At 69.0% G+C, this 23,254-nt stretch carries 15 protein-coding genes and 1 pseudogene; 10 read left to right on the top strand and 6 right to left on the bottom strand.

The features are described 5' to 3' along the window. Window positions 1-182: 182 nt before the first annotated feature. Window positions 183-371 (bottom strand): antitoxin, encoded by a 189-nt coding sequence (locus ACFVYK_RS30745; RefSeq protein WP_389779664.1) that lies wholly within the window; start codon window positions 369-371, stop codon window positions 183-185. A 186-nt stretch (window positions 372-557) separates the two neighbouring features. Between ACFVYK_RS30745 and ACFVYK_RS30750 the strand changes: the two genes are divergently transcribed. The 3 genes from ACFVYK_RS30750 (at window position 558) to ACFVYK_RS30760 (ending at window position 13,264) form a co-directional block, all read left to right on the top strand. Beyond that, window positions 558-902, top strand: coding sequence for a hypothetical protein (locus ACFVYK_RS30750; protein ID WP_389779665.1), 345 nt, complete (start codon window positions 558-560; stop codon window positions 900-902). A gap of 40 nt (window positions 903-942) precedes the next feature. Beyond that, the gene (locus tag ACFVYK_RS30755; RefSeq protein ID WP_389779667.1) at window positions 943-1,692 is read left to right on the top strand and encodes an HNH endonuclease family protein; all 750 of its coding nucleotides are present in this window, start codon (window positions 943-945) and stop codon (window positions 1,690-1,692) included. Window positions 1,693-2,314: 622 nt separating this feature from the next. Continuing rightward, a complete protein-coding gene (locus ACFVYK_RS30760) occupies window positions 2,315-13,264 on the top strand; it encodes a LamG-like jellyroll fold domain-containing protein (protein ID WP_389779668.1) in 10,950 nt (3,649 codons plus the stop codon). A 100-nt stretch (window positions 13,265-13,364) separates the two neighbouring features. On the opposite strand, the gene ACFVYK_RS30765 is transcribed toward ACFVYK_RS30760, so the two are convergent. The 3 genes and pseudogenes from ACFVYK_RS30765 to ACFVYK_RS30775 all read right to left on the bottom strand — a co-directional run. Further along, entirely contained in the window at window positions 13,365-14,462 is a 1,098-nt protein-coding gene (locus tag ACFVYK_RS30765) for a hypothetical protein (protein WP_389779670.1), read from the bottom strand. Between the two features lie 512 nt (window positions 14,463-14,974). Then, a complete protein-coding gene (locus ACFVYK_RS30770; protein ID WP_389779671.1) occupies window positions 14,975-15,175 on the bottom strand; it encodes a DUF397 domain-containing protein in 201 nt (66 codons plus the stop codon). An 8-nt stretch (window positions 15,176-15,183) separates the two neighbouring features. Continuing rightward, window positions 15,184-15,531, bottom strand: a pseudogene (locus ACFVYK_RS30775) (Scr1 family TA system antitoxin-like transcriptional regulator); the annotation flags it as partial. Window positions 15,532-15,535: 4 nt separating this feature from the next. On the opposite strand from ACFVYK_RS30775, the gene ACFVYK_RS30780 reads away from it, so the two are divergent. Beyond that, the gene (locus tag ACFVYK_RS30780; RefSeq protein ID WP_389779704.1) at window positions 15,536-15,817 is read left to right on the top strand and encodes a hypothetical protein; all 282 of its coding nucleotides are present in this window, start codon (window positions 15,536-15,538) and stop codon (window positions 15,815-15,817) included. Between the two features lie 322 nt (window positions 15,818-16,139). Here ACFVYK_RS30780 and ACFVYK_RS30785 read toward each other — a convergent pair whose 3' ends face one another. Both ACFVYK_RS30785 and ACFVYK_RS30790 read right to left on the bottom strand, forming a co-directional pair. After that, window positions 16,140-16,856 (bottom strand): hypothetical protein, encoded by a 717-nt coding sequence (locus ACFVYK_RS30785; protein ID WP_389779673.1) that lies wholly within the window; start codon window positions 16,854-16,856, stop codon window positions 16,140-16,142. A 195-nt stretch (window positions 16,857-17,051) separates the two neighbouring features. Next, window positions 17,052-17,459, bottom strand: a complete 408-nt coding sequence (locus tag ACFVYK_RS30790; RefSeq protein ID WP_389779675.1) for a hypothetical protein — start codon at window positions 17,457-17,459, stop codon at window positions 17,052-17,054. Window positions 17,460-17,735: 276 nt separating this feature from the next. On the opposite strand from ACFVYK_RS30790, the gene ACFVYK_RS30795 reads away from it, so the two are divergent. The 6 genes from ACFVYK_RS30795 (at window position 17,736) to ACFVYK_RS30820 (ending at window position 23,102) form a co-directional block, all read left to right on the top strand. Next, complete coding sequence (locus ACFVYK_RS30795) at window positions 17,736-18,566, top strand: glycoside hydrolase domain-containing protein (RefSeq protein ID WP_389779676.1); 831 nt, start codon at window positions 17,736-17,738, stop codon at window positions 18,564-18,566. Between the two features lie 32 nt (window positions 18,567-18,598). Next, window positions 18,599-18,955, top strand: a complete 357-nt coding sequence (locus ACFVYK_RS30800) for a hypothetical protein (RefSeq protein ID WP_389779678.1) — start codon at window positions 18,599-18,601, stop codon at window positions 18,953-18,955. Then, window positions 18,952-19,581 carry a hypothetical protein gene (locus ACFVYK_RS30805; RefSeq protein ID WP_389779680.1) on the top strand — a complete coding sequence of 210 codons (630 nt, stop codon included), beginning with the start codon at window positions 18,952-18,954 and terminating at the stop codon, window positions 19,579-19,581. Before ACFVYK_RS30800 ends, ACFVYK_RS30805 begins: the two co-directional genes overlap by 4 nt. A gap of 156 nt (window positions 19,582-19,737) precedes the next feature. Continuing rightward, entirely contained in the window at window positions 19,738-20,382 is a 645-nt protein-coding gene (locus ACFVYK_RS30810; RefSeq protein WP_389779681.1) for a SurA N-terminal domain-containing protein, read from the top strand. 76 nt (window positions 20,383-20,458) lie between these two features. Further along, the gene (locus ACFVYK_RS30815; protein ID WP_389779683.1) at window positions 20,459-21,499 is read left to right on the top strand and encodes a nucleoside triphosphate pyrophosphohydrolase; all 1,041 of its coding nucleotides are present in this window, start codon (window positions 20,459-20,461) and stop codon (window positions 21,497-21,499) included. Window positions 21,500-21,788: 289 nt separating this feature from the next. Next, complete coding sequence (locus tag ACFVYK_RS30820; protein ID WP_389779685.1) at window positions 21,789-23,102, top strand: cytochrome P450; 1,314 nt, start codon at window positions 21,789-21,791, stop codon at window positions 23,100-23,102. The last annotated feature ends 152 nt before the right edge of the window (window positions 23,103-23,254 follow it).

Genomic DNA, 23,254 nt, shown 5'->3' on the forward strand with positions numbered 1-23,254 from the left:
GCGCAGGGCGCAGGGGGCCGCCGTGGCCGCCACGACGGACTGCGTCGTGCGCTACCGCGCGCGGCGAAGCCGCCTCGGGGGAGCGATCTCCCCCGAGGCGGTTTCGCGTGCCGGGCCCGGTCGGGTCGGGCGACAGGCGCGGCTTTCGTGGGACGGGGAGGGGCTACGGCGGTGGGGAGGGGCTACGGCTGTTCGGGCCGGTCCTCGTCGTCCATGCCGAGCCGCTTGTGCACCTGCTGCTGCCCGCTGTCGACCTGGGACTCGTACCTGTCGCCGGTCTTCTCGTTGACCGTCCGTTCGGCGGCGTCGGACATGTCCCTGGCCTTGCCCTGGACCGCCTTGTTGCTCTTGAACCTGTCGAAGATGCCCATCCAGCGCTCCTAATCTCAGGTGACTCCATCGACGATATTCCCGGGATGCGCCGAATGCCCACCGGAGCCCGTGACGCCCGGCCCGCCCTGCTGCCTCCATACGCCCCTCGCTACCGTGTGTGCGAGGCCCCGCCAGGGGAATCCGCCCTGTAGCGGGGTGGCAGCGGGCAGCAAGGGGAGGGGCGCGTGAAGCGTCTGAGGGGCGGGGCGACGGTCGCCGTCGTGCTGATGTGTGCCGTGACGGCGTCCGGGTGCACCGATCCGACCGCCGGCCCCGGAGCCGGAGCGGGCGCCGGTACCGGGGAGGCCGGAGGCGGGGCGGCGGCGGGCGGCGGAGCGGCTCTCGCGGCCGCGAAGACGCTCCCCGTGAAGGGCCGTGCGCCCAAGACCGGTTACGAACGGGAGAAGTTCGGCTCCGCCTGGGCGGACACCGACTCCAACTCCTGCGACACCCGCGTTATCTCTATGCTTCGCGGCGCCATCGCGGACTTTTCGCAGCTCATCCAGGGGGTGGTGCGGTATGCCTACTGAGAGGCACATGAGGCACAGCAATGGAGGACGGCGTGTCCTCATGGCATCCGCCGTAGTGGTGGCCGCCGGATTTGTGGCCACCGGCTGCAAGGACATTGCTCCACCTGCGCACAGCGGACCTTCCGGCTCTGCCGCTTCGGCCGTCGGCAACGGTCGGGCTGTGAACCCGCTGGACAATCCGGACGGCACGAAGCCAGGGCTGGCGGCGATCACCTCCACCGCGGACGAAGCCAAGGCGCGGTCGTTGATCGAGAAGGTGGCGACGAAGGGGCGCGGCCCCAAGACGGGGTACGAGCGGGACAAGTTCGGCTACGCGTGGATGGATTCGGCTCCGGGCGGCATTCCCTTCGCCCGCAACGGGTGTGACTCGCGAAACGATCTCTTGAAACGCGATGGCGAGAGTGTCCGCTTCCGGGCTGGCTCTGACTGCATCGTCACCACCATGACGCTGCACGATCCGTACACCGGGAAGACGATCGAGTGGGCCAAGTCCCGCGCGACGACAGTCCAGATAGACCACGTCATGCCGTTGTCGTACGACTGGCAGATGGGTGCCTCGCGCTGGACGAAGGGCAAGCGTGAGGATATCGCCAATGACCCGCTCAACCTGATCCCGGTGGACGGACCGACCAATGGCGCGAAGAGCGACTCGGGGCCCGCGACCTGGCTGCCCCCGAACAAGCAGATCCGTTGCTCCTACGTGGTGCGCTTTGCTCAGGTGTCGTTGAAGTACGACCTCCCGGTTACCACGGCGGACAAGGCGATGATGCTGAAGCAGTGCGAGGACTGATGGGGCTGCAGTGACCTGGGATAACGCGATCGAGCTTCGGGCTGTCTGACGCGTACGCTCCGCGCGGGCTGATCGCCCGGCTGCGTGAACCGCTCCCTGGCCCGAGGCCCGGTCCGGGACTGCCCGACTTGCGGACGGAGTTCGCGACGGTCGAGGAGACGCGCACCGGGTGCGGCAGGACGGGACGCCGCACGATCCGTGGCTGCGGGGGCACGTCGAGATCCATCCATGAGATCACCCCGAGGGTGAAGTTTCGGTCTGGCCCGCTCGATGGGTCGGCAAAGAACCGTAGTGGTCGTTAACGGATGTGCGACAGCCAATCGGTCAGTTTCTGTAACGACTGGTCAAGGCGCGTGCAAGACCTCACCGTGAAGCTGTTCACACATGATCCACAGCGGGCAGGATCGGCGGGCTTCTGTGTCGTTTTCCGATGTGTTGGAGTCCTGCCGTGCTGCCTTCCCGGCCGCTGAACCCGCGTTCGCGCCATGCGTCCCGCGCCCGCCGTGCGTCCCGCAAGCGCAGTACGCCCCGACTCCGCACTGGTAGACGTACGAGCGGAGCGTTTCGTTCCCGCAGAACCCTGCGCGGATTCGCCGCGCTGCTGCTCACCACTCTCGTACTCATGCTGACGACCGATCAGGCTGTCGCGGAGGGACGGGAGTTCGGCAGCATCGAGCTGCCGGGCATGAGCCTGGCCTCCCTCGCGTCCTGGTTCACGGACCCGCAGTTCGGCAAGGTGCCGCACCAGCAGTCCGGCACCGCGGCCGGCCACCGCCACCAGGTCGGCGCCGCCGCGACCGCCGCCCACCGCGGCGCGGGCCACGTCCCCGGCAAGGGCAAGGGCGAACTCCCGCCCTACCAGGCGCACAAGCCGGCCACGAAGGCGGGCCGGAGCGCCGGCGCCGCCGGCTTCGACGCCAAGACCAGCAAGCGCAACGCCGCCAAGTCCACCCGCACCGAGAGTGTCTACGACAACGCCGACGGCTCCGTCACCCGCCAGATCTCCCCGAACCCCGTCAACTACCAGGTCGGCGAAGGCACATGGGCTCCCATCGACGTGGACGTGCGGGCCGGACCGGACGGCCGCTGGCACGAGGCGGCCAACTCCGTCGACGTCGACTTCGCCGCAAAGGCCACCGACCCCGCGCTGACCTCCCTCGCCACCGACACGAAGCACCGCATCGCCTACGGCCTCGAGGGCGCGGCCCCGGTCAAGGCCGACGCCGACGGTTCGACCGTCTCGTACGACCAGATTCTCCCCGGAACCGACCTGAAGCTCGCGCCGACCGCCACCGGCGTGAAGGAGTCCGTCGTCCTCGACTCCGCCGACGTGGCCAACAGCTGGACCTTCCCCCTCACCCTCCAGGGCCTCACGCCGGTCCAGAGCACCCCCAACGGCTGGATCGACCTGCGGGACTCCGCCGGCAAGACCGTCGAGCGCATCCCTCCGTCGTACGCCTACGACTCCAAGGTGGACCCGCGCTCCGGCGACCCGGCCACCACCCACGCCGTCACCACCGAGCTGGTGAAGAACGGTGACGGCTACACACTCCGGGTCACCCTCGACAGCGCCTGGCTGCACAGCGGCGACCGGGTCTTCCCCGTCACCGTCGACCCCGTCGTCACGGACGGCTGGACCACCACCTACGCCGAGTCCGGCACCGGCAACAACATCGACCACTCCTACGAGCAGACCATCAAGGTCGGCTCCTACGACGCCGGCGCCCACTCCGCGAACAGCTTCGTCAACCACTGGGACACCGCCTGGGACGGCAGCGGCGCCACCGTCACCGCCGCGAGCCTGCAGCTGTTCGACACCTGGGCCGCCACCTGCACGCCGGAACGTTTCGACGTCGCGCTCGTCACCAGCGCCTGGACCCCCGAGGGCGTGACCAGCTACCCGGGCCCGTCCATGGGCGCCTCGATCGGCAACGCCACGCCGACCGTCCCCAACGCCTGTGCCAACAAGATCGCCGACCGGAGCGTGGGCGACACGGTGACCGTCTCGCTGTCCACCTCCGCGATCCAGGGCTGGCTCAGCGGCACCACCGCCGACCACGGTCTCGGGATCTACGCGTCCACCTCGGACGCCCTGCACTGGAAGCAGTTCGGCTCCTTCAACGACCCGGCCAAGGGTCCCAAGATCGTGGTCACGTACACCGGCAACACCGCCCCGCAGCTCTACGAGCAGTTCCCGGCGGACAACGCGGTCGTCGGCACCACCACTCCCGAGTTCACGGCCTGGGCCGGCGGCGCCAACTCCAGCTCCGGCAGCAACAACCAGTACCTGTTCCGGGTCTACGACGCGGCCGGCACCAAGGTCGCCGACTCGGGGCTGGTCTCCACCGGCGACTGGACCGTCCCCGCCGCCAAGCTCGCCTGGGGCAAGTCGTACTCCTGGACTGTCCAGGCCTACGACTCGGCCACCAACCTCTACTCACCGGCCGACCCCTACGAGATATCCGTCCAGGTCCCGGAGACCGTCATCACCTCCGGTCTGTCGCAGAACAGCAGCGACCACGGCTTCGACGCGTCGATCGGCAACTACACCACCTCCGACACCGACGCCTCGATCTCGACCGTCGGCCCGTCCCTGGACATCGACCGCGACTACAACTCCCGCGACCCGCGCTGGACGGGCGCGTTCGGCGCGGGCTGGTCGTCCATCCTCGACGCGAAGGCGACCGAGCAGTACACCGCGTCCGGCGCGGTGGCGAGCGTCCAGGTCACCTACCCCGACGGCTCCCAGGCGGGTTACGGCAAGAACAGCGACGGCACCTTCACGCCCGGCAACGGACGCTTCGCCACCTTCAAGACGGTGACCGGCGGTTACACGCTCACCGACAAGGACGACACCCTCTACACCTTCACCCAGTCCCTGGGCTCGGGCGCCTACGGTCTGACCTCCGTCACCGACGCCAACGGCCGTGCCCTCAACCTCACCTGGTCCAGTGGCCACATCACCAAGATGACGTCGGCGGTCTCCGGCCGTTCGCTCGGCCTCACCTGGTCCACGCCGGCCGGCGCGCTGGCCGCGCACGTCGCGACCGTCGTCACCGACGCGGTCACGGCCGGCGACGCGAACACCGTCCAGACGTGGAACTACGGCTACACCGGCGACCAGCTCACCAAGGTGTGCTCGCCGCTGTCGACGACGAAGTGCACGGTGTACGGCTACACCACCGGCACCGGCTACCAGAACGCGGCGCTCGACCTCGACCCGCACACCTTCTGGCCGCTGTCGGAGACCTCCGGCACCAGCGCCAAGGACGCCGTCCTCGCCAACGAGGGCACCACGAACGCGACGTACGAGAACGTCAGCGTCGGGCAGAGCACCGGTCCGCTGACCGGCTCCTCCTCGAAGGCGGCCACGTTCAACGGGACGAACTCCGACGTCTCGCTCCCGAAGAACCTCGGCAACGACACCGACTCCGGTGCGCTGTCGCTCTGGTTCAAGACGTCGGCCGGCCCCGGTGTCCTCTACTCCTACGCTTCCCAGCCGATCGGTTCCGGGCAGGCCTCCGGCTTCTACACGCCGTCCATCTACGTCGGCAGCGACGGCAAGCTGAACGCCGAGTTCTGGTACAGCGGCGGCATCAACCCGATCGTGTCGTCGGCCTCGGTCGCCGACGGCAGGTGGCACCACGTCGTGCTGTCCGCGGCCGGCAACTCCCAGAGCCTCTATCTGGACAACGCCAAGGTCGGCTCGCGCACCGGCACCATCTCCATCAAGAGCGCGACCGCGTTCGGCAAGAACCAGTCCTTCAACTACCTCGGCACCGGCTTCCTCGGCGGCAGCTGGCCCGACCACCCGTCGTACACCGACGACGACGGCCACGCCACCTGGTTCAACGGCTCCATCGCCGACGTCGGCTGGTACAGCCGTCCTCTGGTCGCCGCCGACGTCAACGCCCTCTACACCTACGGCACGCACAGCGAGTCCCTGCTGACCTCGATCAAGCGGCCGTCCGGCAAGACCTACGCCGCGATGACGTACGACACCAACTCCACCGTGCTGTCGCAGATGACGGACGAGAACGGCGGAACCTGGGTGCTGGGCGCCCCCACCGTCAGCGGATCCAGCGACACCTACCGGGGCGCGGTCCTCGGCGCCGCCCCGAGCGAGTACTTCCGGCTCGGCGAGGCCGCCGGCGCGACCACGGCCGTCGACCAGGTGCGCGGCGGCAACGGCGCCTACAGTGCGGTCACCCTCGGCTCGGCCGGCCCCTTCAGCGACCAGAAGGCCGCCGCCTTCGACGGCACCACCTCCTCGCTGACCCTGCCGAGCGGCTCGCTGCCCGGCTCGGGCGCGGAGTCCACGAGCATGTGGTTCAAGACGACCACCGCGAACGGTGTCCTCCTCGGCGCGTCCAAGGATCCGCTGAGCGCGGGCACCACGACGACCAGCTACACGCCCGTCCTCTACGTGGGCAGCAGCGGAAAACTGCACGGCGAGTTCTATTTCTCCGGCGGTTCCACCAAACCGCTCGTCTCCGCCGCCGCGGTCACCGACGGCAAGTGGCACCAGGTGGTCCTCTCCACCGGCGCCACCAGCCAGTCCCTCTATCTCGACGGCGCCCTCGTCGGCACCCAGACCGGCACCGCCGCGATGACCGGACAGCCGTACACCTACGTCGGCGCGGGCTTCGCCGGCGGCAACTGGCCGGACGAGGCGCACACCAGTTCCACCTCCAACACCGGTTACGCGACCCGCTTCCAGGGCTCCGTCGCCGAGGTCGCCCTCTTCCGCTCGCAGCTCTCGGCCGCGGACGTGGCGCAGAGTTACGAGGCCGCGCAGAACTCCACCGGTCTCCTTCCGGTCGAGACGGTGACCGTCACCTCCCCGACCAGCGCGGCCCTGAAGTACACGTACGACGTCACCAACGGCAACCGTGCCCTCACGGAGATCGACGGCCTCGGCAACAAGACCAGCTTCGGCTACGACTCGGCCGGTTTCGAGCACACCGTGACCGACCCGAACGGTGCCGTGGTCATCACCGGTCACGATGTGCGCGGCAACGTGGTCTCGTCGACGTCCTGCCAGGACCAGGCCGCCAACAAGTGCAACACCGAGTACTACACGTACTACCCCGACGACACGACGGCCCAGCTGACCACCGCCGACCCGCGCAACGACCAGCTGCTGACCGAACGCGACGGCCGGTCGGCCTCGGCCACCGACAACACGTACCTCACCTCGTTCACCTACGACACGGCGGGCAACCAGACCGCGATCACCGGCCCGGCCGTCCCCGGCTTCCCGGCCGGGCGCTCCACGACCACCGTCTACAGCGACGGCACCGGCGCCTACCCGTCCGCCGACGGCGGGGTGGTCCCCAAGGGCCTGCCGGTGAAGACCGTCTCGCCGGGCGGCGCCGTGAACCAGGTGTCGTACCTCAAGAACGGTGACGTGGCCGGCACGACGGACGCCGTCGGGCTCGCCACCTCCTACACCTACGACGGTCTCGGCCAGGTCCTCACCGAGAAGGTCGTCTCCGACACCTACCCGGCCGGCCTGGTGACGTCGTACAGGTACGACACCGCGGGTCAGGTGCTCGAGGAGCACGACCCGCAGCTCACGGACCGTGTCACAGGCGCCACCCACGCCGGCGTCACCACCTCCGTGTACGACGACGACGGCAACGTCACCTCGCAGACGGTGGCCGACGCGAGCGGCGGCGACCACTCCCGCACCCAGAACTGGACCTACGACGCCTACGACCGGGTCCTGACCGAGTCCGACGCCAACGCGGCCGAGGGCGCGGACAACGGCAACACGACGACGTACACGTACGACACCTCCGGCAACAAGACCAAGGAGGTGACGACCGCCGGCACCGAGACCCGGTACACCTACAACGACAACGGCGATCTGCTGACGCAGGGCCTGATGTACACGGGCGACCCGGTGAACCCGCAGCCGGCGGCGCTCCTCACCGAGTCCTCCCGGGCCTACGACCCCGCCGGACGGCTCGCCTCCATCACCGACGCGATGGGCAACACCACCGCGTACACCTACACCGACGACGGTCTGACCTCGACCGTGAAGCGCACCAGCGCCGACGGCGACAGCACCTACACGCTGGAGTCGGACGTCTACGACGCGGCCGGCAACCTCACCCAGTCGACCACCGACAACGGCGAGACGGTCACCAAGTACACCGTCGACGCGGCCTCCCGGACCACGTCCACCGAGCTGGACCCGACCGGCGTGGACCGCGTGACCACGGTGTCGTACACCCCGGACGACCAGGTCGCCTCCGAGAACGACCACGACTCCTCCGGCTACGACCGCACCACCACCAACACCTACGACGACATGGGCAACCTGCTCGCCGAGACGCTGTACGGGGACGCCTCCGGACACCCGGCCGCCTGGTGGAAGCTGAACCAGACCACCGGCCGCTCGGTGACGGACGCCTCCGGCACCGGCAACACGGCCACCGCGGGCCCCGGGGTCACCTGGGCGGACGACGCGGCCAAGTTCGCGGGCACGACGACCGGCACGGGTGACGTCATCGCCACCAACAGCCCGGTCCTGGACACCACGGCCTCGTACACCGTCTCGGCGTGGGTGAACCTCGCCGACGCCTCCACCTTCCGCACCTTCGTCGCCCAGGGCGGCGCCAACCGGTCCTCCTTCTACCTGCAGTACTCCAAGACCGACAACGCCTTCCGCTTCCACGCGGCCAACGCCGACGTGGCCTCCCCGTCCGCGTACTACGACGCCACCGCGTCCACGGCCGCGCCGCTGAACACCTGGACCCACCTGGTCGGTGTCTTCGACTCCAGCAACGGCTCGATGAAGCTGTACGTCAACGGCGCCCAGGCGGGCTCCGCCACCGACCCCTCGCCGTGGACCGGCACAGGACCGCTGTCCGTCGGAGGGGCCAAGACGGCCGGCGGCACGACCTCCGACGTCGTCAACGGCGAGGTCACCGACGTACAGGTCTACCAGCGGGCGCTCGCCGCGACCGACGTGACCTCCCTCTACGGCAAGGGGCGCAGCGGCGGCACCGTCGGCTCCTCCGACGCCCAGACCACCAAGTACACCTACGACCAGCGCGGCCTGCCGACGTCCATGACGGACGCCGAGCAGCACACCACCGACTACGCCTACGACGAGGCCGGCAACCTCGCGGTCACCACCGCGCCGGCCGTCCAGGCGGAGCCCGACGGCACCACCGCGTCCACCGTCCGCCCGGTCACCACCAGCGGTTTCAACACCTTCGGCGAGGCGGTCGAGGAGCAGGACCCGAACGGCCTGGTCACGACGACCGTCTACGACGCCGAGGGCAACAAGGTCTCCGAGACGCTCCCCTCGTACACCCCGGCGGGCGCGTCCAGCCCGAACGCGGGCACGACCGTGTGGACGTACGACAGCGAGGGCAACCAGACCTCCGTCACCTCGCCCGGCGGGAGGACGACCTCCTACCTCTACGACCAGACGGGCGACGTCGCCCAGGTCACGGACCCCGACGGCGCCAAGACGCACGCCGTGTACGACAAGAACGGCGAGCAGCTGTCCGCGACGGACGGCGCGGGCGCCCAGGCCCAGGCGACGTACGACTACCTGGGCCGCCAGGTCACCTCGACGACGATGGAGCGCTACCCGTCGACGAAGGCCCTCACGAGCACCACGTCCTACGCGGTCACCACCGGCAACCCCTACGGGGCGCACGCCTCCTCGACCACCTCGCCGGGCGGTGTGAAGTCCTCCTACGGCTACAACCGGGTCGGTGACGTCACCTCGGTCACCGACGGCGCGGGCAACACCACCCGCTACACCTACGACTTCGAGGGCAACCAGCAGAAGACGATCCTGCCCGACAACACCTGGACCCAGACCGACTACAACGCCGCCGGCGACCCGACGACCACGCGCGCGTACGACGCGAACAACGTCCAGCTCTGGTCCACCTCGCAGGCCTACGACGGCGTCGGCAACCTGACCGCCGCCACCGACGCCCGCGGCCACACCAGCCACTTCACCTACGACGCGGCCGGCACGGTCACCCAGGAGATCCAGCCGGTCGACGCCTCGACGTCGATCACCACGACCTTCGGCTACGACGCGGCCGGCAACCGCACCCGCTTCACCGACGGCCGCGGCAACTCCTGGCGCTACGCGTACACCCCGTGGGGCCAGCAGGAGAGGATCACCGAGCCGACCACGGCCCAGTACAGCTCGGCCGCCGACTCGACGACGACGTTCGCCTACGACGCGGACGGGCAGCTGGCCAACGTCACCCTCCCGGGCGGCACGACGACGTCGATGACGTACGACAACGTGGGCCAACTGAAGTCGATGTCCGGCACGGGCGCCGACGCGGCGACCGCGAGGCGCAGCTTCACCTACGACGCCGACGGCCGCGTCCTGTCGGCCGACACCGACGAGGCCGGGATCACCGGCGCCGCCGACCACCAGGCCGCCACGCACGACGCGTTCACCTACGACGACCGCGGCGACCTGCTGACGACGTCCGGTTCGGCGGGCACGTCGAGCTTCGCCTACAACGACGACGCGAACGTCACCTCCCGCACCGACGTCGCCGGCACGACGACGTACGGCTACGACACGGCGGGCCGCCTGGCCTCCCTGAACGACCCGGCGACGGGCAACCAGCTGACGTACACCTACGACCAGCTGAACGACCTGAAGACGGTCAAGTACGGCTCGACGGGGCAGACCCGCACCTTCACCTACAACAGCGCCCACCAGCTGACCAACGACGTCCTCGTCCAGGGCGCCTCGACGATGGCGAGCTTCGCCTACGGCTACGACGAGAACGGCAACCTGACGTCGAAGACGACGACGGGCGTCTCGGGCGCGTCGTCGAACACCTACGGCTACGACTGGGCGAACCGCCTGACGTCCTGGAACAACGGGTCCACCGCCACCTCGTACGCGTACGACGCGTCGGGCAACCGCATCCGCAACGGCGCCGACGTCTACACCTACGACGAGCGCGACGAACTCACCTCGGACGGCACGCACACCTACTCCTACTCGGCGCGCGGCACGATGACGCAGGAGTCGTCGACGGCGGGCGGCACGGTCGCGTACAAGACGGACGCGTTCGGCGGGCAGATCGTCGCGGGCGAGCAGTCCTACACGCTGGACGCGACGGGCCGCAACATCACGGACCGCGTCACGTCGACGGGCGCGACCCGCACCTTCTCCTACTCGGGCGCGGGCAACACCGTCGCCTCCGACGGCGACGACACCTACACCTACGATCCAGGCGGCGGCCTGGTGGGCGTCAAGGACACCGGCGGTTCGGCGGTCCTGGCCCTCACCGACCAGCACAACGACGTGGTCGGCTCCTTCACCTCGGGTGCGACGACCCTGACCGGCTCGGCGTCGTACGACCCGCTGGGCAAGGTGGTCTCCCCGACGGACACGGTCGTCGGTCACCTGGGCTTCCAGTCCGGCTGGACGGAGCCCGGCACGGGTGACGTGGGCACGGCGTCCCGTTGGTACAACCCGGACACGGGCGTGTTCCTCAACAAGGACAGCGTCTCGCTGAACCCGGTCCCGAACTCGGTGTCGGCGAACCCGTTCGCGTACGTCGACGACAACCCGATGGCGGGCACGGACGAGTCGGGCAACTGCTCCTGGTACGACGTGGTGTGCGGTGCGAAGAAGACCGCGCACAAGGTCAGCCACGCGGTGAAGCACGCGGCGCACAAGGTCTACCACGCGGTCAAGCACGCGGCCCGCAAGGTCGTCCACGCCGTGAAGCACGCGGCCCACCGGGTGGTCCACCACGTGCGGGACGTGTACCACGCGACGGTGCGGGTGGTGCGGCGCGTCTACCACTACACGGCACGGAAGGTGAGACGCGCGTATCACCGGGTGGTGCATGCGGTGCATACCGCGTACCACAAGGCGTCGCGGGTGGTGCACCGGGTCGTCCACACCGTCAAGAAGGCGGCGAAGAAGGTCACGCACGCCGTGAAGAAGGCGGCGCACGCGGTCGCCCACGCGGCGAGGACGGCGTACCACGCCACGGTGAAGGCGGCGAAGGCCACCGTCACGTACGCCAAGCACCACGCGGCGGCGATCACCTCGTTCGTGGTCTCGACGGCGGTCTTCGCGGGCTGCGAGGCGTTGACGGCCGGTGTCGGTTCGATCGGCTGCGCTGCGGCGGCGGGCGCGGTCGGCTCCCTGGTGGAGCAGGGCTTCGCGTGCGCGGAGAACGGCGGCGACGACTGCGGCGCGGGCGCGTTCGCGGGCGCTGCGGTGACGGGTGCGATCGCCGGCGCGCTGGGCGGCGCCCTCGGCAAGATCGGCGGCAAGCTGCTGGCGAAGGCGGCCCCGAAGGCGATGAAGGTCGTCGGCGGCCTCTTCGGCAAGGGCGCGACGGAAGCCGAGGAAACAGCGGCGACGGACGCGACGGAGGCGGCGACTTCCCGGGCGGATTCTGAGGGGGCGGGGTCGAAGTCTCACTCCCATTCGGACGAGTCCGGTCCGACCTGCCACAGCTTCACCGGCTCGACGCCTGTCCTGATGGCCGACGGGACGACCAAGGCCATCGACCAGGTCCGGGTGGGCGAGAAGATCACCAACTCGGTGCCGGGCGTGACAGGTACGCAGGCCCACAAGGTGACTGCCGTCATCGTGACGCACACGGACCACGACTTCGTGGACGTGACGGTGAAGGGGGCGGCGGGCAAGTCCGCAGAGAAGGCTGCTGAGAAGTCCGGCGCGAAGACCGGGGTGAAATCACTCGGCAAGAAGGTCGCGCGCAAGGCGGCGTTCGGCCTGGCGGCGTCGGCGGCTGTGCTGGGCGCACTGTCGGGCGGTCACGGCCACGGTGACGGCAAGGCGCCGGCGACGCAGCCGATGGCGGCGGTCAGCACCGCGTCCGAAGCGGCCACGCAGGACGCGCATCTCCAGACGACCTTCCACCACCCCTTCTACGACAAGACCCAGTCCGCCTTCGTCGAGGCCAAAGACCTCAACCCCGGCGACATCCTCCAGACACCGACCAGCACGGCCGAGGTCACGGGCGTCCGGCTGTACCACGCGAACACCACGACGTACGACCTCACGATCGGCACCCTCCACACCTACTATGTGACAGCTGGCGAAACCCCCGTCCTCGTCCACAACTGCGATTATGAGGAGGGGGCGAAAGCTGCACAGAAGCGCGCCGACGACCTGAAGCAGCAGTGGGGCAGGGGCCATGGCTGGTCGACGGTAGCGGTGGTTGGAGTGCGTCATAAAACCACAGGTGACATCCTCCACAAGGTCTCACTGGCGGGGGGTAAGGACATCAGCGCGATTGGTCAGAATGTCCTCGAAGACGGTGAGGAGTTTATCCAAGGATCTCTGGTCCCCGGCAGGTTCACTAAAGATGGCAACCCAGCCTTCGAGCACGCAGAGGAGGCCATCTTCAACTGGGCGAAGGATAACCCTGACTATGAGGTCGTCTATGGAGGAACATCGAGAAATGTGTGCAGAGGAATCTGTGCACCACTGGTGGAGACAACCATGGAACTGGGTGGGAAGAGATTCCGAGGAGCTGCTGACAAGACACGGTTCAGGATGTTCTGGCTCACATAGAATTAGCCGCCATGCCACAGGCTGAATTCCCATGTTGTGAATGTGGCCCGCCGGCTACTGTTGGCGGGCCACCATGTGTTGTCCGGTTTGTGCTGCAGTATCAGTTCTCGTCAGCCAAGTGCCACAGATGTACAGACGTCCCATCCTTGGAGACTGTGTACCATGCGCCACTCCCTGCAGAACGGGCAGGCCCAGAGACAGTGAAGGGGTAAATGATTTCGCCACGCAGGGTCATGCTGCGCACATCCACCAGCCAGTGCCGAACTGTGTCGTACCGGGCGTCGCATTCGGAGGTTCCGGCAACGATGTTGTCTTCGTCGATGAAGGCTGCTTCATAGTCCCAAAACACCCTCTCTTCACCAGTACTCCTCGGGTGGGCGGGCACAGTGCCCTCTGCATCCAGTTTTCGCAGAATCGACCCATCCTCCACCTGGTGAAGCGAGAGGGCCCACTGGCCTACGGGAACGGTGAGGAGGTACTGCCCGGATGGGCTCACTGCAAGGAGAATCCGCTCGATGCCAAGTTGCTCAGTGGACAGTCGCTGCCCATCCCAGCGCCCCCACAGCACAGGCGACCCCTCCTCGCCCTCACCGATACTCAGCCCCATCTGGGCGGGGTCTGGGTGCGGAGTCTGCTCAGAGCCGGAGGCCACTGTCATGGTCTTCGCACGCCCCAAGGTTCTTCCGGTCGTGGCGTCCAGGACCGCCCAAAGCTCCTGATCGTCCTCTGTGTCACTGTCATGGCCCAACGGGCCGAGGACATGGGCCCAGACAAGCCTGCCATCTGAGTTGAAGGCTGCTGAGCCGCTGTCGGCATAGAAATGATCCTTGTCGTGGGCGTATTCGTCGAACGACTGGTGCCTCTGGGAACAGTTCTCAGCCCAACAGCCGTGTTCCACTTCCCACCGCGTCGTACCGTTCGCTTCTACTGCCCGCACCGCATGCAGGCCCGCGAATACTGCTGCATCCTGCTCCAGTGACACAGTCACCGATCCGAAGTGGCGCGGCCAAGGCGCCGGGAAGCGGATCTCCGGCGCTCGACCTGTGTTGAGCATGCCCAACTCAAGGGCCACCAACTCGATGTCGTCACGCTGAACGAGTATCCGGCGGTCCGACGAGTGCAACACCCGCGGAGCCTCTGCTGACGCCGGGTCCAGTGGAGCGGCGATGGTGGTGACGAGGCGAGCAGCGATGGTCACGGAGTCCTCCAGCTACGGATGAGGAACGATGCGAGGGCCTGACGGCTCCACCATATGATATTTCCGAGGCGCACATCGGTTTGGCGGACGCCGCCGACGAGGCATTGAGAATCTATCCCAAGCTGCCCAGCCGTGCCGGTGCAGCAAAGATCGATGAGCCATATCTGCTTGGGCGGAATCACGCTAAAGGCAACCTACTTGCTGAAGCAGTAAATCTGGGTGTGCAACCCCAAATGCTGATCGCGAGCAACCATTTCTGTGAGGAATTCTGTGAGAACTCGCTCAGGTCACGGGCGATGTCCTTGGCGGGAGATACTTGGAGCGGTTGAGTGAGGAAGACGGACCCTCAGTCCGGCTCGGCGTCCTTCACATACCCGCCGTGCCGGTGCTCCGGCCGACGGCCGAGGTGCGCGAGGGACCACGCGCGTTTCTTGCAGAGTTGATCGCAACGTCAGTGGGCGACGCCTGTCGCTGGTGGTGGTCGGTTCCCCTGCGGGTGGCCCGAGGCTGAGTCACGCCTGGCGGGGGATCGCGTCGGTGCGTATGCCGGCCAGGAGGTAGGCGAGGGCGCTGGGTGTGGTCGCGAGGGTGATGGTCGGGGTGTCGCTTTCCCGGAGGTGGAGAGTCGTGGACGTGGAGGAGAGTTCGAGGCAGTCGTTGCCTTCACCGCCGCCGGAGAAGGACGACTTCTGCCACTTGAGAGGGACGGCCATGGTTCTCCTCAGAGTTCCTTGACGAGTTTGTGGATGAGGTCACGTGACTCACCGGGGTCCAGCGATTCCCCCTGAACCCTACGGAACAGCTTTCGAAAGTGATCCAGTTGGGCTTCGGAGTCGACGAAGCCCGTGCCGTGCGGGGCATCGTGTACGACGGTGTCCAGGCGTGGAACAGCTCCGCCCACGTACACCATGGCACTTCCGGCGCCCGCGAAGTCGTCCAGACCGAAGGGGACGACCCGCACACTGATGTGCTTCGCCTCGGACAGCTCCAGAATCCGGGTGAGTTGCGCACGTGAAGCGGACCGGCCGGCGACCCTGATACGGAGCGCTGCTTCGTGGATCACGGCCTCGGGCTTGGCGGCGTCGGCGGCGGTGCTCGGCGCTCTCTCGGGCGGCCACGGCCACGGTGACAGCCAGGCGCCGGCGACGCAGCCGGTGGCGGCGGTGTCACTGCTCTTCGACTGCGCGGCCACAGACTTCGACGCGGACTCGGTCCTGGAGATTCTGTCCGCCTGCTATGAGGCTGTACTCCACACCGAAGGTCTCTCGCAGGAGGTGCTCGAATCCGACACGGACAACGACAACTGTTGCCGGTTCATCGATTTCCAATGGGCAGTTATCACGCGGTTCGCCTGATGCACCAGGGACTCCGCGCAGGGTGGCGTACTGCGGGGACGTGGCAGAGCGTCGCTTGAAGAACGCCTGCTGCACTCGGCTGCGGAACGCGTCGTGTTCGAGGTCAGGCCGGGAGTTCATGGCCCGCCCTGGTTTGGGGTCGCTGGGGAACCAGGGAATGGCAGGTGCCTGGAGTGAGGGCCGCTCGTTCCGGCCGACGAGGTGGTTTCGATCGGCCGGAACGGACGTCCTACCACCTCTCGCGCGAGGGGGAAAGCGACCGCAGCGCGCCGGGCAGTCTTCGTGGCGCATGGCCCGCCTGGCGCGCTGCGGTCGGCAGATCTCAGGCGGCTGTCTTCAGCGACGAAACGACCTGCTCCGCCAGCTTCTTCGCGCTGGCGGCGCCGTTGTCGGCACCGTCCGTGGAGAGGACGCTGACGACGGCCGTGCCCACCCGGACGGCGATCAGAGTGCTACCGGATTCCCAGGCGTCGTCGGTGAGGGTGATGGTGTAGGCGTCGTCGCCGAGACCGGGGGTGGCGGCGCCGGTGATCCTCACCTTGGACTTGGTGTCGGCGTCGGGGTAGCTGGGGCAGGCCTCGACGACCTTCGTCAGGGCCGTCATCACGTCGGTCGAGGTCGTGCCCCGATAGACGTCGACCTCCTGGTCGAGCTCCGAGGACGTGTTCTTGCCGACGTAGGAGTCCTGTGCGAACGACACCCCTTCTATGCCGCTGAGGTCGATCCAGCCGGTACTGCCGAAGCGCGTGCAGTCCGGCTTGGCGGCACTCCGGGTGGCCGGGGCCCGGTAGGTGTCACCGGTGTCCCGCGTGCTCTCGGGGTCAACGGCGAACCCGGCTGCGAAGTACGACGCCGGCGCCAGCGCCTTCTTGAGCTGCGTGCCCGTCAGCAGGCCCTCGTTGGGGTCCTTCGCCTTCGTCGGGGTCGGGGAGGCGGTGGCGGCCTCGCCCGCGCTGTCCGAGGAACACGCGGTGGCGGTCAGGGCAAGAGGCAGGGCCGCTACCGCCAGGAGCTGGGCGGTACGGAAGGGGAGGCGCATGGAATTCCTTGAGAGAGGAGAGAGCCGGCCCGACGGTGACGGGGGCCATGCCGACCATATGGAGGCTATGGACACAGCGAACTCTCGTTTTGCTCAAAGGGTGATCAAAAACGCCCGCTCGTACTCCGCGGGTGTGCGGATGGTTCAGGTCCGCCCCTCCGTCGTCGCGGCCTCCGCGCAGAACGGGACCCGAGGTCAACGCCCGTACGGATACCCCTGTTGATACGTCGGCTGTCCCGCAGGCGTGCCGATCACTCCGTACGCCGGCTGGGCGGGCGGGAGGCGTTCGTCGAACATCGCGAACAGCAGCAGGCCCGTCGCCGTCAGCAGGGACACGATGAAGACGAGGCCGAGGAACGGATCCCCGTCGCCGCTGGTCGTCATCACCGCCCACGGCAGGGTCACGCACTCGTACAGCGCGAAAGAGGCGAAGGCCGCCCAGTCCGAGGAGTGACCGCGGCGGATCGCCACGTAGAGGAACGGCACCCAGACCAGCAGGCCGAGTGAGCCCCACACCAGGAATCCCCATCCGATCCGCTGGGCCCAGCCGCCCGCGAGCCGTCTCTCCGCGCCCGCCACCGTCGTTGTCGTCGGCATCGTCATGTCGCCCCCCAAGTAAGCAGAGGGCCAGGGTAGGACACCGGCGGACCGCTCCACGCCGTCGCTTCTTTACTGTGACGTGGACAAATCTTGCCGCTATGGGGGAGCTGTGTTTCCCGATCGCTGGGGTGACGCGGGTTACGGTGCGATCCGCCGGTACGGACGTCGAGTCGACACCGTATCGTCGTACCGGTTCAGGGGACTTCGGCCTGGCACAGGCAGACGCCACAGGCCCACGCGGCAACAGCGCCGTACACAGAGACGAACGATGGGGTGGGGATGGCCGAGCACCGGCAGTCCAGGAAGCGCAGATACATCACGTGGGGCGTGGCCGGAGCGGCCGTTGTCGCGGGGGCCGGGATAGCGGCGCAGACCTCGATGGCGGCCACCACCTGGCCCGCCCAGAAGACCTACACCGGCCGCGCGTTCGACGCCTGCACCGCGCCCTCGCTGGCCGCGATGAAGGCGTGGAAGACCGACGGGTACTACGGCGGCGCGGCCGTCTACGTCGGCGGCAAGAACCGTGGCTGCGCGCAGCCCAACCTGACCGCCTCCTGGGTTAAGTCGGTCAACACGGTCGGTATGAGGCTCATCCCGATCTACGTCGGCGCCCAGCCGCCCTGCCAGACCGGCTCCAGCCCCGAGAAGATCACGGCCGCCACGGCCACTTCCCTCGGCGCGACCGACGGCGCGGACGCGGTCGCCAAGGCATCGGCGCTCGGCATGAAGGCCGGCAGCGCGATCTATCTCGACATGGAGCCCTACGACACCACCAACAAGGCGTGCAACGACGCCGTGCTGGCGTATGTGCGCTCCTTCACCAAGACGCTCCGCGCCAAGATCTACCGGGGCGGCTACTACGGCTTCAGCAGCTCCAGCGCCAAGGCCATCGCCACCGCGACGAACAAGACGGACCTGCCGGGCAACCTCTGGTACGCCCTGTGGGACAAGAAGGAGACCACGACCACCGACTGGCCGTGGGGCGCCACCCAGTTCACGAACCACAGCCGCGGTCACCAGTACCTGGTGAACAGCAAGGAGACCCGCGGCGGTTACACGATCACCGTGGACCGCGACATGTGGGACGCCCCGGTGGCCATCGTCGGCTGATCGGATCACCCGAGACAGGAGGGGAGCGAGAGATGAGGATTGTCCTCGCGGGGGCGGTGGCCGGCGCGGTGCTGCGCACACCTGTCGCCCGGGTGGGCTTCGCACTGCTGCCCGTCCTCAGTCTGGGACTGCTGTGCCCCGCCCCGTCCCTCGTTCTCGCCCTGCGCCGACGCTCCCGCGCCGACTGGTGTGCCTTCGGCGCCTTCAGCGCGGTGCTGGCGGCCTGGATCACCGAGCTCTCGCTGACGCCGGTCGACACGCACGGGGCGCTGTTCGGGCTCGACCTGGTGCTGATCGCGCTGTCAACGGCGGGCGCGGCCACGCACGCGTGGCGGGCCTGGCCGCAGCGGCCGACCGGGGTATACCGGGGTATAGGGGAGCGACCGTGAGCAAGCAGGTCAGACAGGTGTCCCAGGCGCGCAGGACGCGGATGGCGGACAAGGCGCGCCGCGGGCGGATGTTCGCCCTCGGACGCGCCGCCGTCACCTGGCTGCGCGCCCTGCGGGGACGCACCCTCGTTCTCACGGCCGGCGTGCTCGCCGTCGCGGCCGCGCTCACCGTGACCGCGGTCCTCCTCTTCCCCCACGACAGCCGGCCTCCCGTCCCCGACACGCGCGCCCGTGCCTACACGGACATCGACGCCTGTCTCCTCACCGGTGACAAGGGCGTCACGGCCGACACCACCGCGGCCACGGTCTGGCAGGGCATGCGGGACGCGTCCCTGAAGACGCACGCGCGCGTGAGCTACGCGCAGGTCACCGGTGAACAGAGCACCGGCAACGCGCGCCCCTTCCTCAACGGCCTTCTGCAGCGCTCCTGCGACGTCGTCCTCGCCGTGGGAAACGCGGAGGCCGCGGCGGCGGAGGCGACGGCGCCGCAGTACAAGAAGGTCGACTTCGTCCTGGTGGGCGATGCCACGCGCGCGAGCGTGAACGTCCGCACGGTGGCCCCGAGCGACGGCCTTCGCGCGGACGTCGCGGACGCCGTCGAGCACGCGGTGGACGCGCGGGGCTGAGCGCTCGCACCGACGAGCGGGCGGCGAGCGGGCGAGGCGGTGCCCGAAGTCCTGGTGAATCGTTGGTCGAATGGGTTGGCCCCAGCCGCCCCACTGCCTACCATCGATCACCGCAAGACTTTGTGCACCGTCGCACAAACTCCTCGGGAGGTTTCCTTGCACCGCCGTCGTCGCACCGCGTTCCTGCTGTCCGCCGTGATCGCGGCGGCCCCTCTTCTGGCCGCCTGCGGGAACGACGCGCATCCCGGCGCGGCGGCCGTCGTCGGCGGGCAGCGGATCACCGTCGCGCAGCTGGAGAGCCGGGTCGATGAGGTCCGCGCCGCCCAGCGCGCGGCTGTCACCGACGACGCGCAGTACGCGCAGGCCGTCGCCCAGACCGGCACCCTCGCCCGTGACACCCTGCACAGCATGGTCCTGGACCGCGTGCTCCAGCGGGCCGCCGAGGACGCGGGCATCACCGTCACGCCCCACGAGGTCCAGGAGATGCGGGCCGGCCTGGAACAGCAGGCCGGTGGGACGGAGGGACTGCAGAAGGCGTGGCTCCAGCAGTACGGCATCCCGCCGCAGCGCCTGGACGAGAACCTCCGCCTCCAGCTGGAGGCCCAGAAACTCGCCACCGAACTCGGCACGAACACCAGCCGGCCCGAGTTCTGGAACGCCCTGTCCAAGACGTCCAGGACGCTCGACGTCGACCTCAACCCGCGCTACGGCAGCTGGGACGCCCGTAAGGTCGCCCGCGTCGACGCGAAGACCCCCTGGGTACGCGAGATCTCGACGGCGGGGACCCAGCAGACGACGTGACGGCGCCGCCCCGCCGACCCGACCGGTATGACGAATGCACCGGGCCTGTGGACAACTCGTGGGGCGGTCGGCGGGTGTGGGTTACGTTCGAGGGGTGAACGCATCCAGCCCCTTCGACGGCCGCCCGTCCAGCGGTCCCGCCCCGGTCCGCGAAGGCCCCTCCGCCCCCGGCCGCGTCGTCCTGCTCACCACCAGCCACCGCGTCGCCCCCGGCCTGCTGTCCTGGCCTGCCTGGCAGGCTCTGCGCACGGCGGACCGGGTGCTGTGCGCTGACGGCGCGCATCCGCAGCTGCCCTATCTGCGCGACGCGGGGCTCACGGTGGAGGAGACGTCCCCGACCGCGGAGGACCTCCTCGCCGCCTGTGCCGGCGGCCGCACGGTCGTGGTCGTGGCGACCGGTGAGGGCGAACCCGCCCTCACCGACGGGCTGGCCCGGCTGGCGGGCTCGGGCCGTGTGGCGATGCCCGAGCTGGAACTGCTCCCCGCCTCCTACGACCTGCCCGGGGCCCGCCTCCTCGACCTCGTCCAGGTCATGGACCGCATCCGCGCCGAATGCCCCTGGTCCTCCCGGCAGACCCACAAGGGCCTGGCGAAGTACGCGGTGGAGGAGTCGTACGAACTGGTCGAGGCGATCGAGGACGGCGACCGCGACGAACTGCGCGAGGAACTGGGCGACGTGCTGCTCCAGGTCGTCTTCCACGCCCGCATCGCCGAGGAGGACGAGGAGTCCCCGTTCTCCGTCGACGACGTCGCGGGCACGATCGTCGCCAAACTGATCCACCGCCACCCCCATGTCTTCGGCGACGCCACGGCCACCACCCCGGAGGAGGTCAAGGAGCACTGGCTGCGCACCAAGGCGGCCGAGAAACGCCGCGAGTCCGTGACGGACGGCGTGCCCCTCCACCAGCCCGGACTGGCCCTCGCCGCCAAGCTGGTGGCGCGGGCTCGGACGGCGGGACTGGACGTGCCGCTGCCGGCGGCCGAGGGCGTCGGCTACGAACTGCTCGCCCTCGCCGCCCGAGCGGAGTCCGGGGGCGTGGACCCCGAGGCGGCGCTGCGCGCGGCGGCCCGGACGTACCGGGACGCGATCCGGGCCGCCGAAGGAGTTGCGGGTTAGCACGGCCGCCGCCCACTGAGCCGGGGCGCGGCGCGCGGGGCGGCGCGGAGGGCGGAGGGTGGTGGGACGTCGGCAGCCGGGCGGCCGGGGGGCCGGGGGGCGTCCGGGTGGGCGTGGGTTTCGCCCGGGAGTCGGGCCGCTGCGGGGCGCGCGGGTGGGCGTGGGCTTCGCCCGGGGTCCGGGCGGCCGGGGGGCGTCCGGGTGGGCGTGGGTTTCGCCCGGGGTCCGGGCGGCCGGGGGGCGTCCGGGTGGGCGTGGGCCTCGCCCGGGAGCCCGCTACCGTCGAGGCGTGACCAACCAGCCCCGTCTCCCGGCCGACGTCCCGCCCGCTCCCGAGCTGTTCACCTGGGAGTTCGCCACCGACCCCTATCCCGCGTACGCCTGGCTGCGCGAGCACGCCCCCGTGCACCGCACCGAGTTGCCCAGCGGTGTCGAGGCCTGGCTGGTCACCCGGTACGCCGACGCGAAGGAGGCCCTCGCCGACCAGCGGCTGTCCAAGAACCCCGCGCACCACGACGAGCCGGCCCACGCCAAGGGGAAGACCGGCATCCCCGGTGAGCGCAAGGCAGAGTTGATGACGCATCTGCTGAACATCGACCCGCCCGACCACACCCGGCTGCGCCGGCTCGTCAGCAAGGCGTTCACGCCCCGCCGGGTGGCCGAGTTCGCGCCCCGGGTGCAGGAACTGGCCGACGGTCTGCTCGACCGGTTCGCCGGGAAGGGCGAGGCCGACCTCATCCACGACTTCGCCTTCCCGCTGCCCATCTACGCCATCTGCGACCTGCTCGGCGTCCCGCGGGAGGACCAGGACGACTTCCGGGACTGGGCGGGGATGATGATCCGGCACGGCGGGGGGCCGCGGGGCGGTGTCGCGCGGTCGGTGAAGAAGATGCGCGGCTATCTGCTGGAACTCATCCACCGCAAACGCGCGGAGCTGCCCGCTCGGCCCGCCCCCGGCGAGGACCTCATCTCCGGCCTCATCCGCGCCTCCGACCACGGCGAGCACCTCACCGAGAACGAGGCCGCCGCGATGGCCTTCATCCTGCTGTTCGCCGGGTTCGAGACGACGGTCAATCTCATCGGCAACGGCGCCTACGCCCTTCTCACCCACCCGGAGCAGCGTGAACGGCTGCAGAGGTCGCTCGCCGAGGACGGCGGCGACGGTGGTTCCCTGCTGGAAACCGGAGTCGAGGAACTTCTGCGCTACGACGGCCCCGTGGAGCTGGCGACCTGGCGGTTCGCGACCGAACCGCTCCGCATCGGCGGACAGGACATCGCGCCCGGCGATCCCGTCCTCGTCGTCCTCGCGGCGGCCGACCGTGACCCGGCGCGCTTCACCGACCCCGACGTGCTCGACCTCTCCCGCCGTGACAACCAGCACCTCGGTTACGGCCACGGCATCCACTACTGCCTGGGCGCCCCGCTGGCCCGGCTGGAGGGCCGAACCGCGCTGGCCACCCTCCTCACCCGGCTGCCCGACCTCCGACTGGCGTCCGATCCGGCCGAGTTGAGGTGGCGGGGCGGACTCATCATGCGGGGACTGCGCACGTTGCCGGTGGAGTTCGCGCCGCGGCGGTCGGAGACGCGATCCGAGCAAATCTGACCGGATGTCAGCCGGAGTGTGACCGTTCAGCGGAGCAAAGGTGACCACTCCTCAACTCTGTGATCTTCACGTGATCTGCGCGGCATGAACTTGTGACAAGTGATCGTCTGCCGATACGTTCACTCGTCAGCGCGACGGGCCGGTCTCGGGTC

Source organism: Streptomyces sp. NPDC058291, assembly GCF_042880855.1.
Taxonomy (GTDB): domain Bacteria; phylum Actinomycetota; class Actinomycetes; order Streptomycetales; family Streptomycetaceae; genus Streptomyces.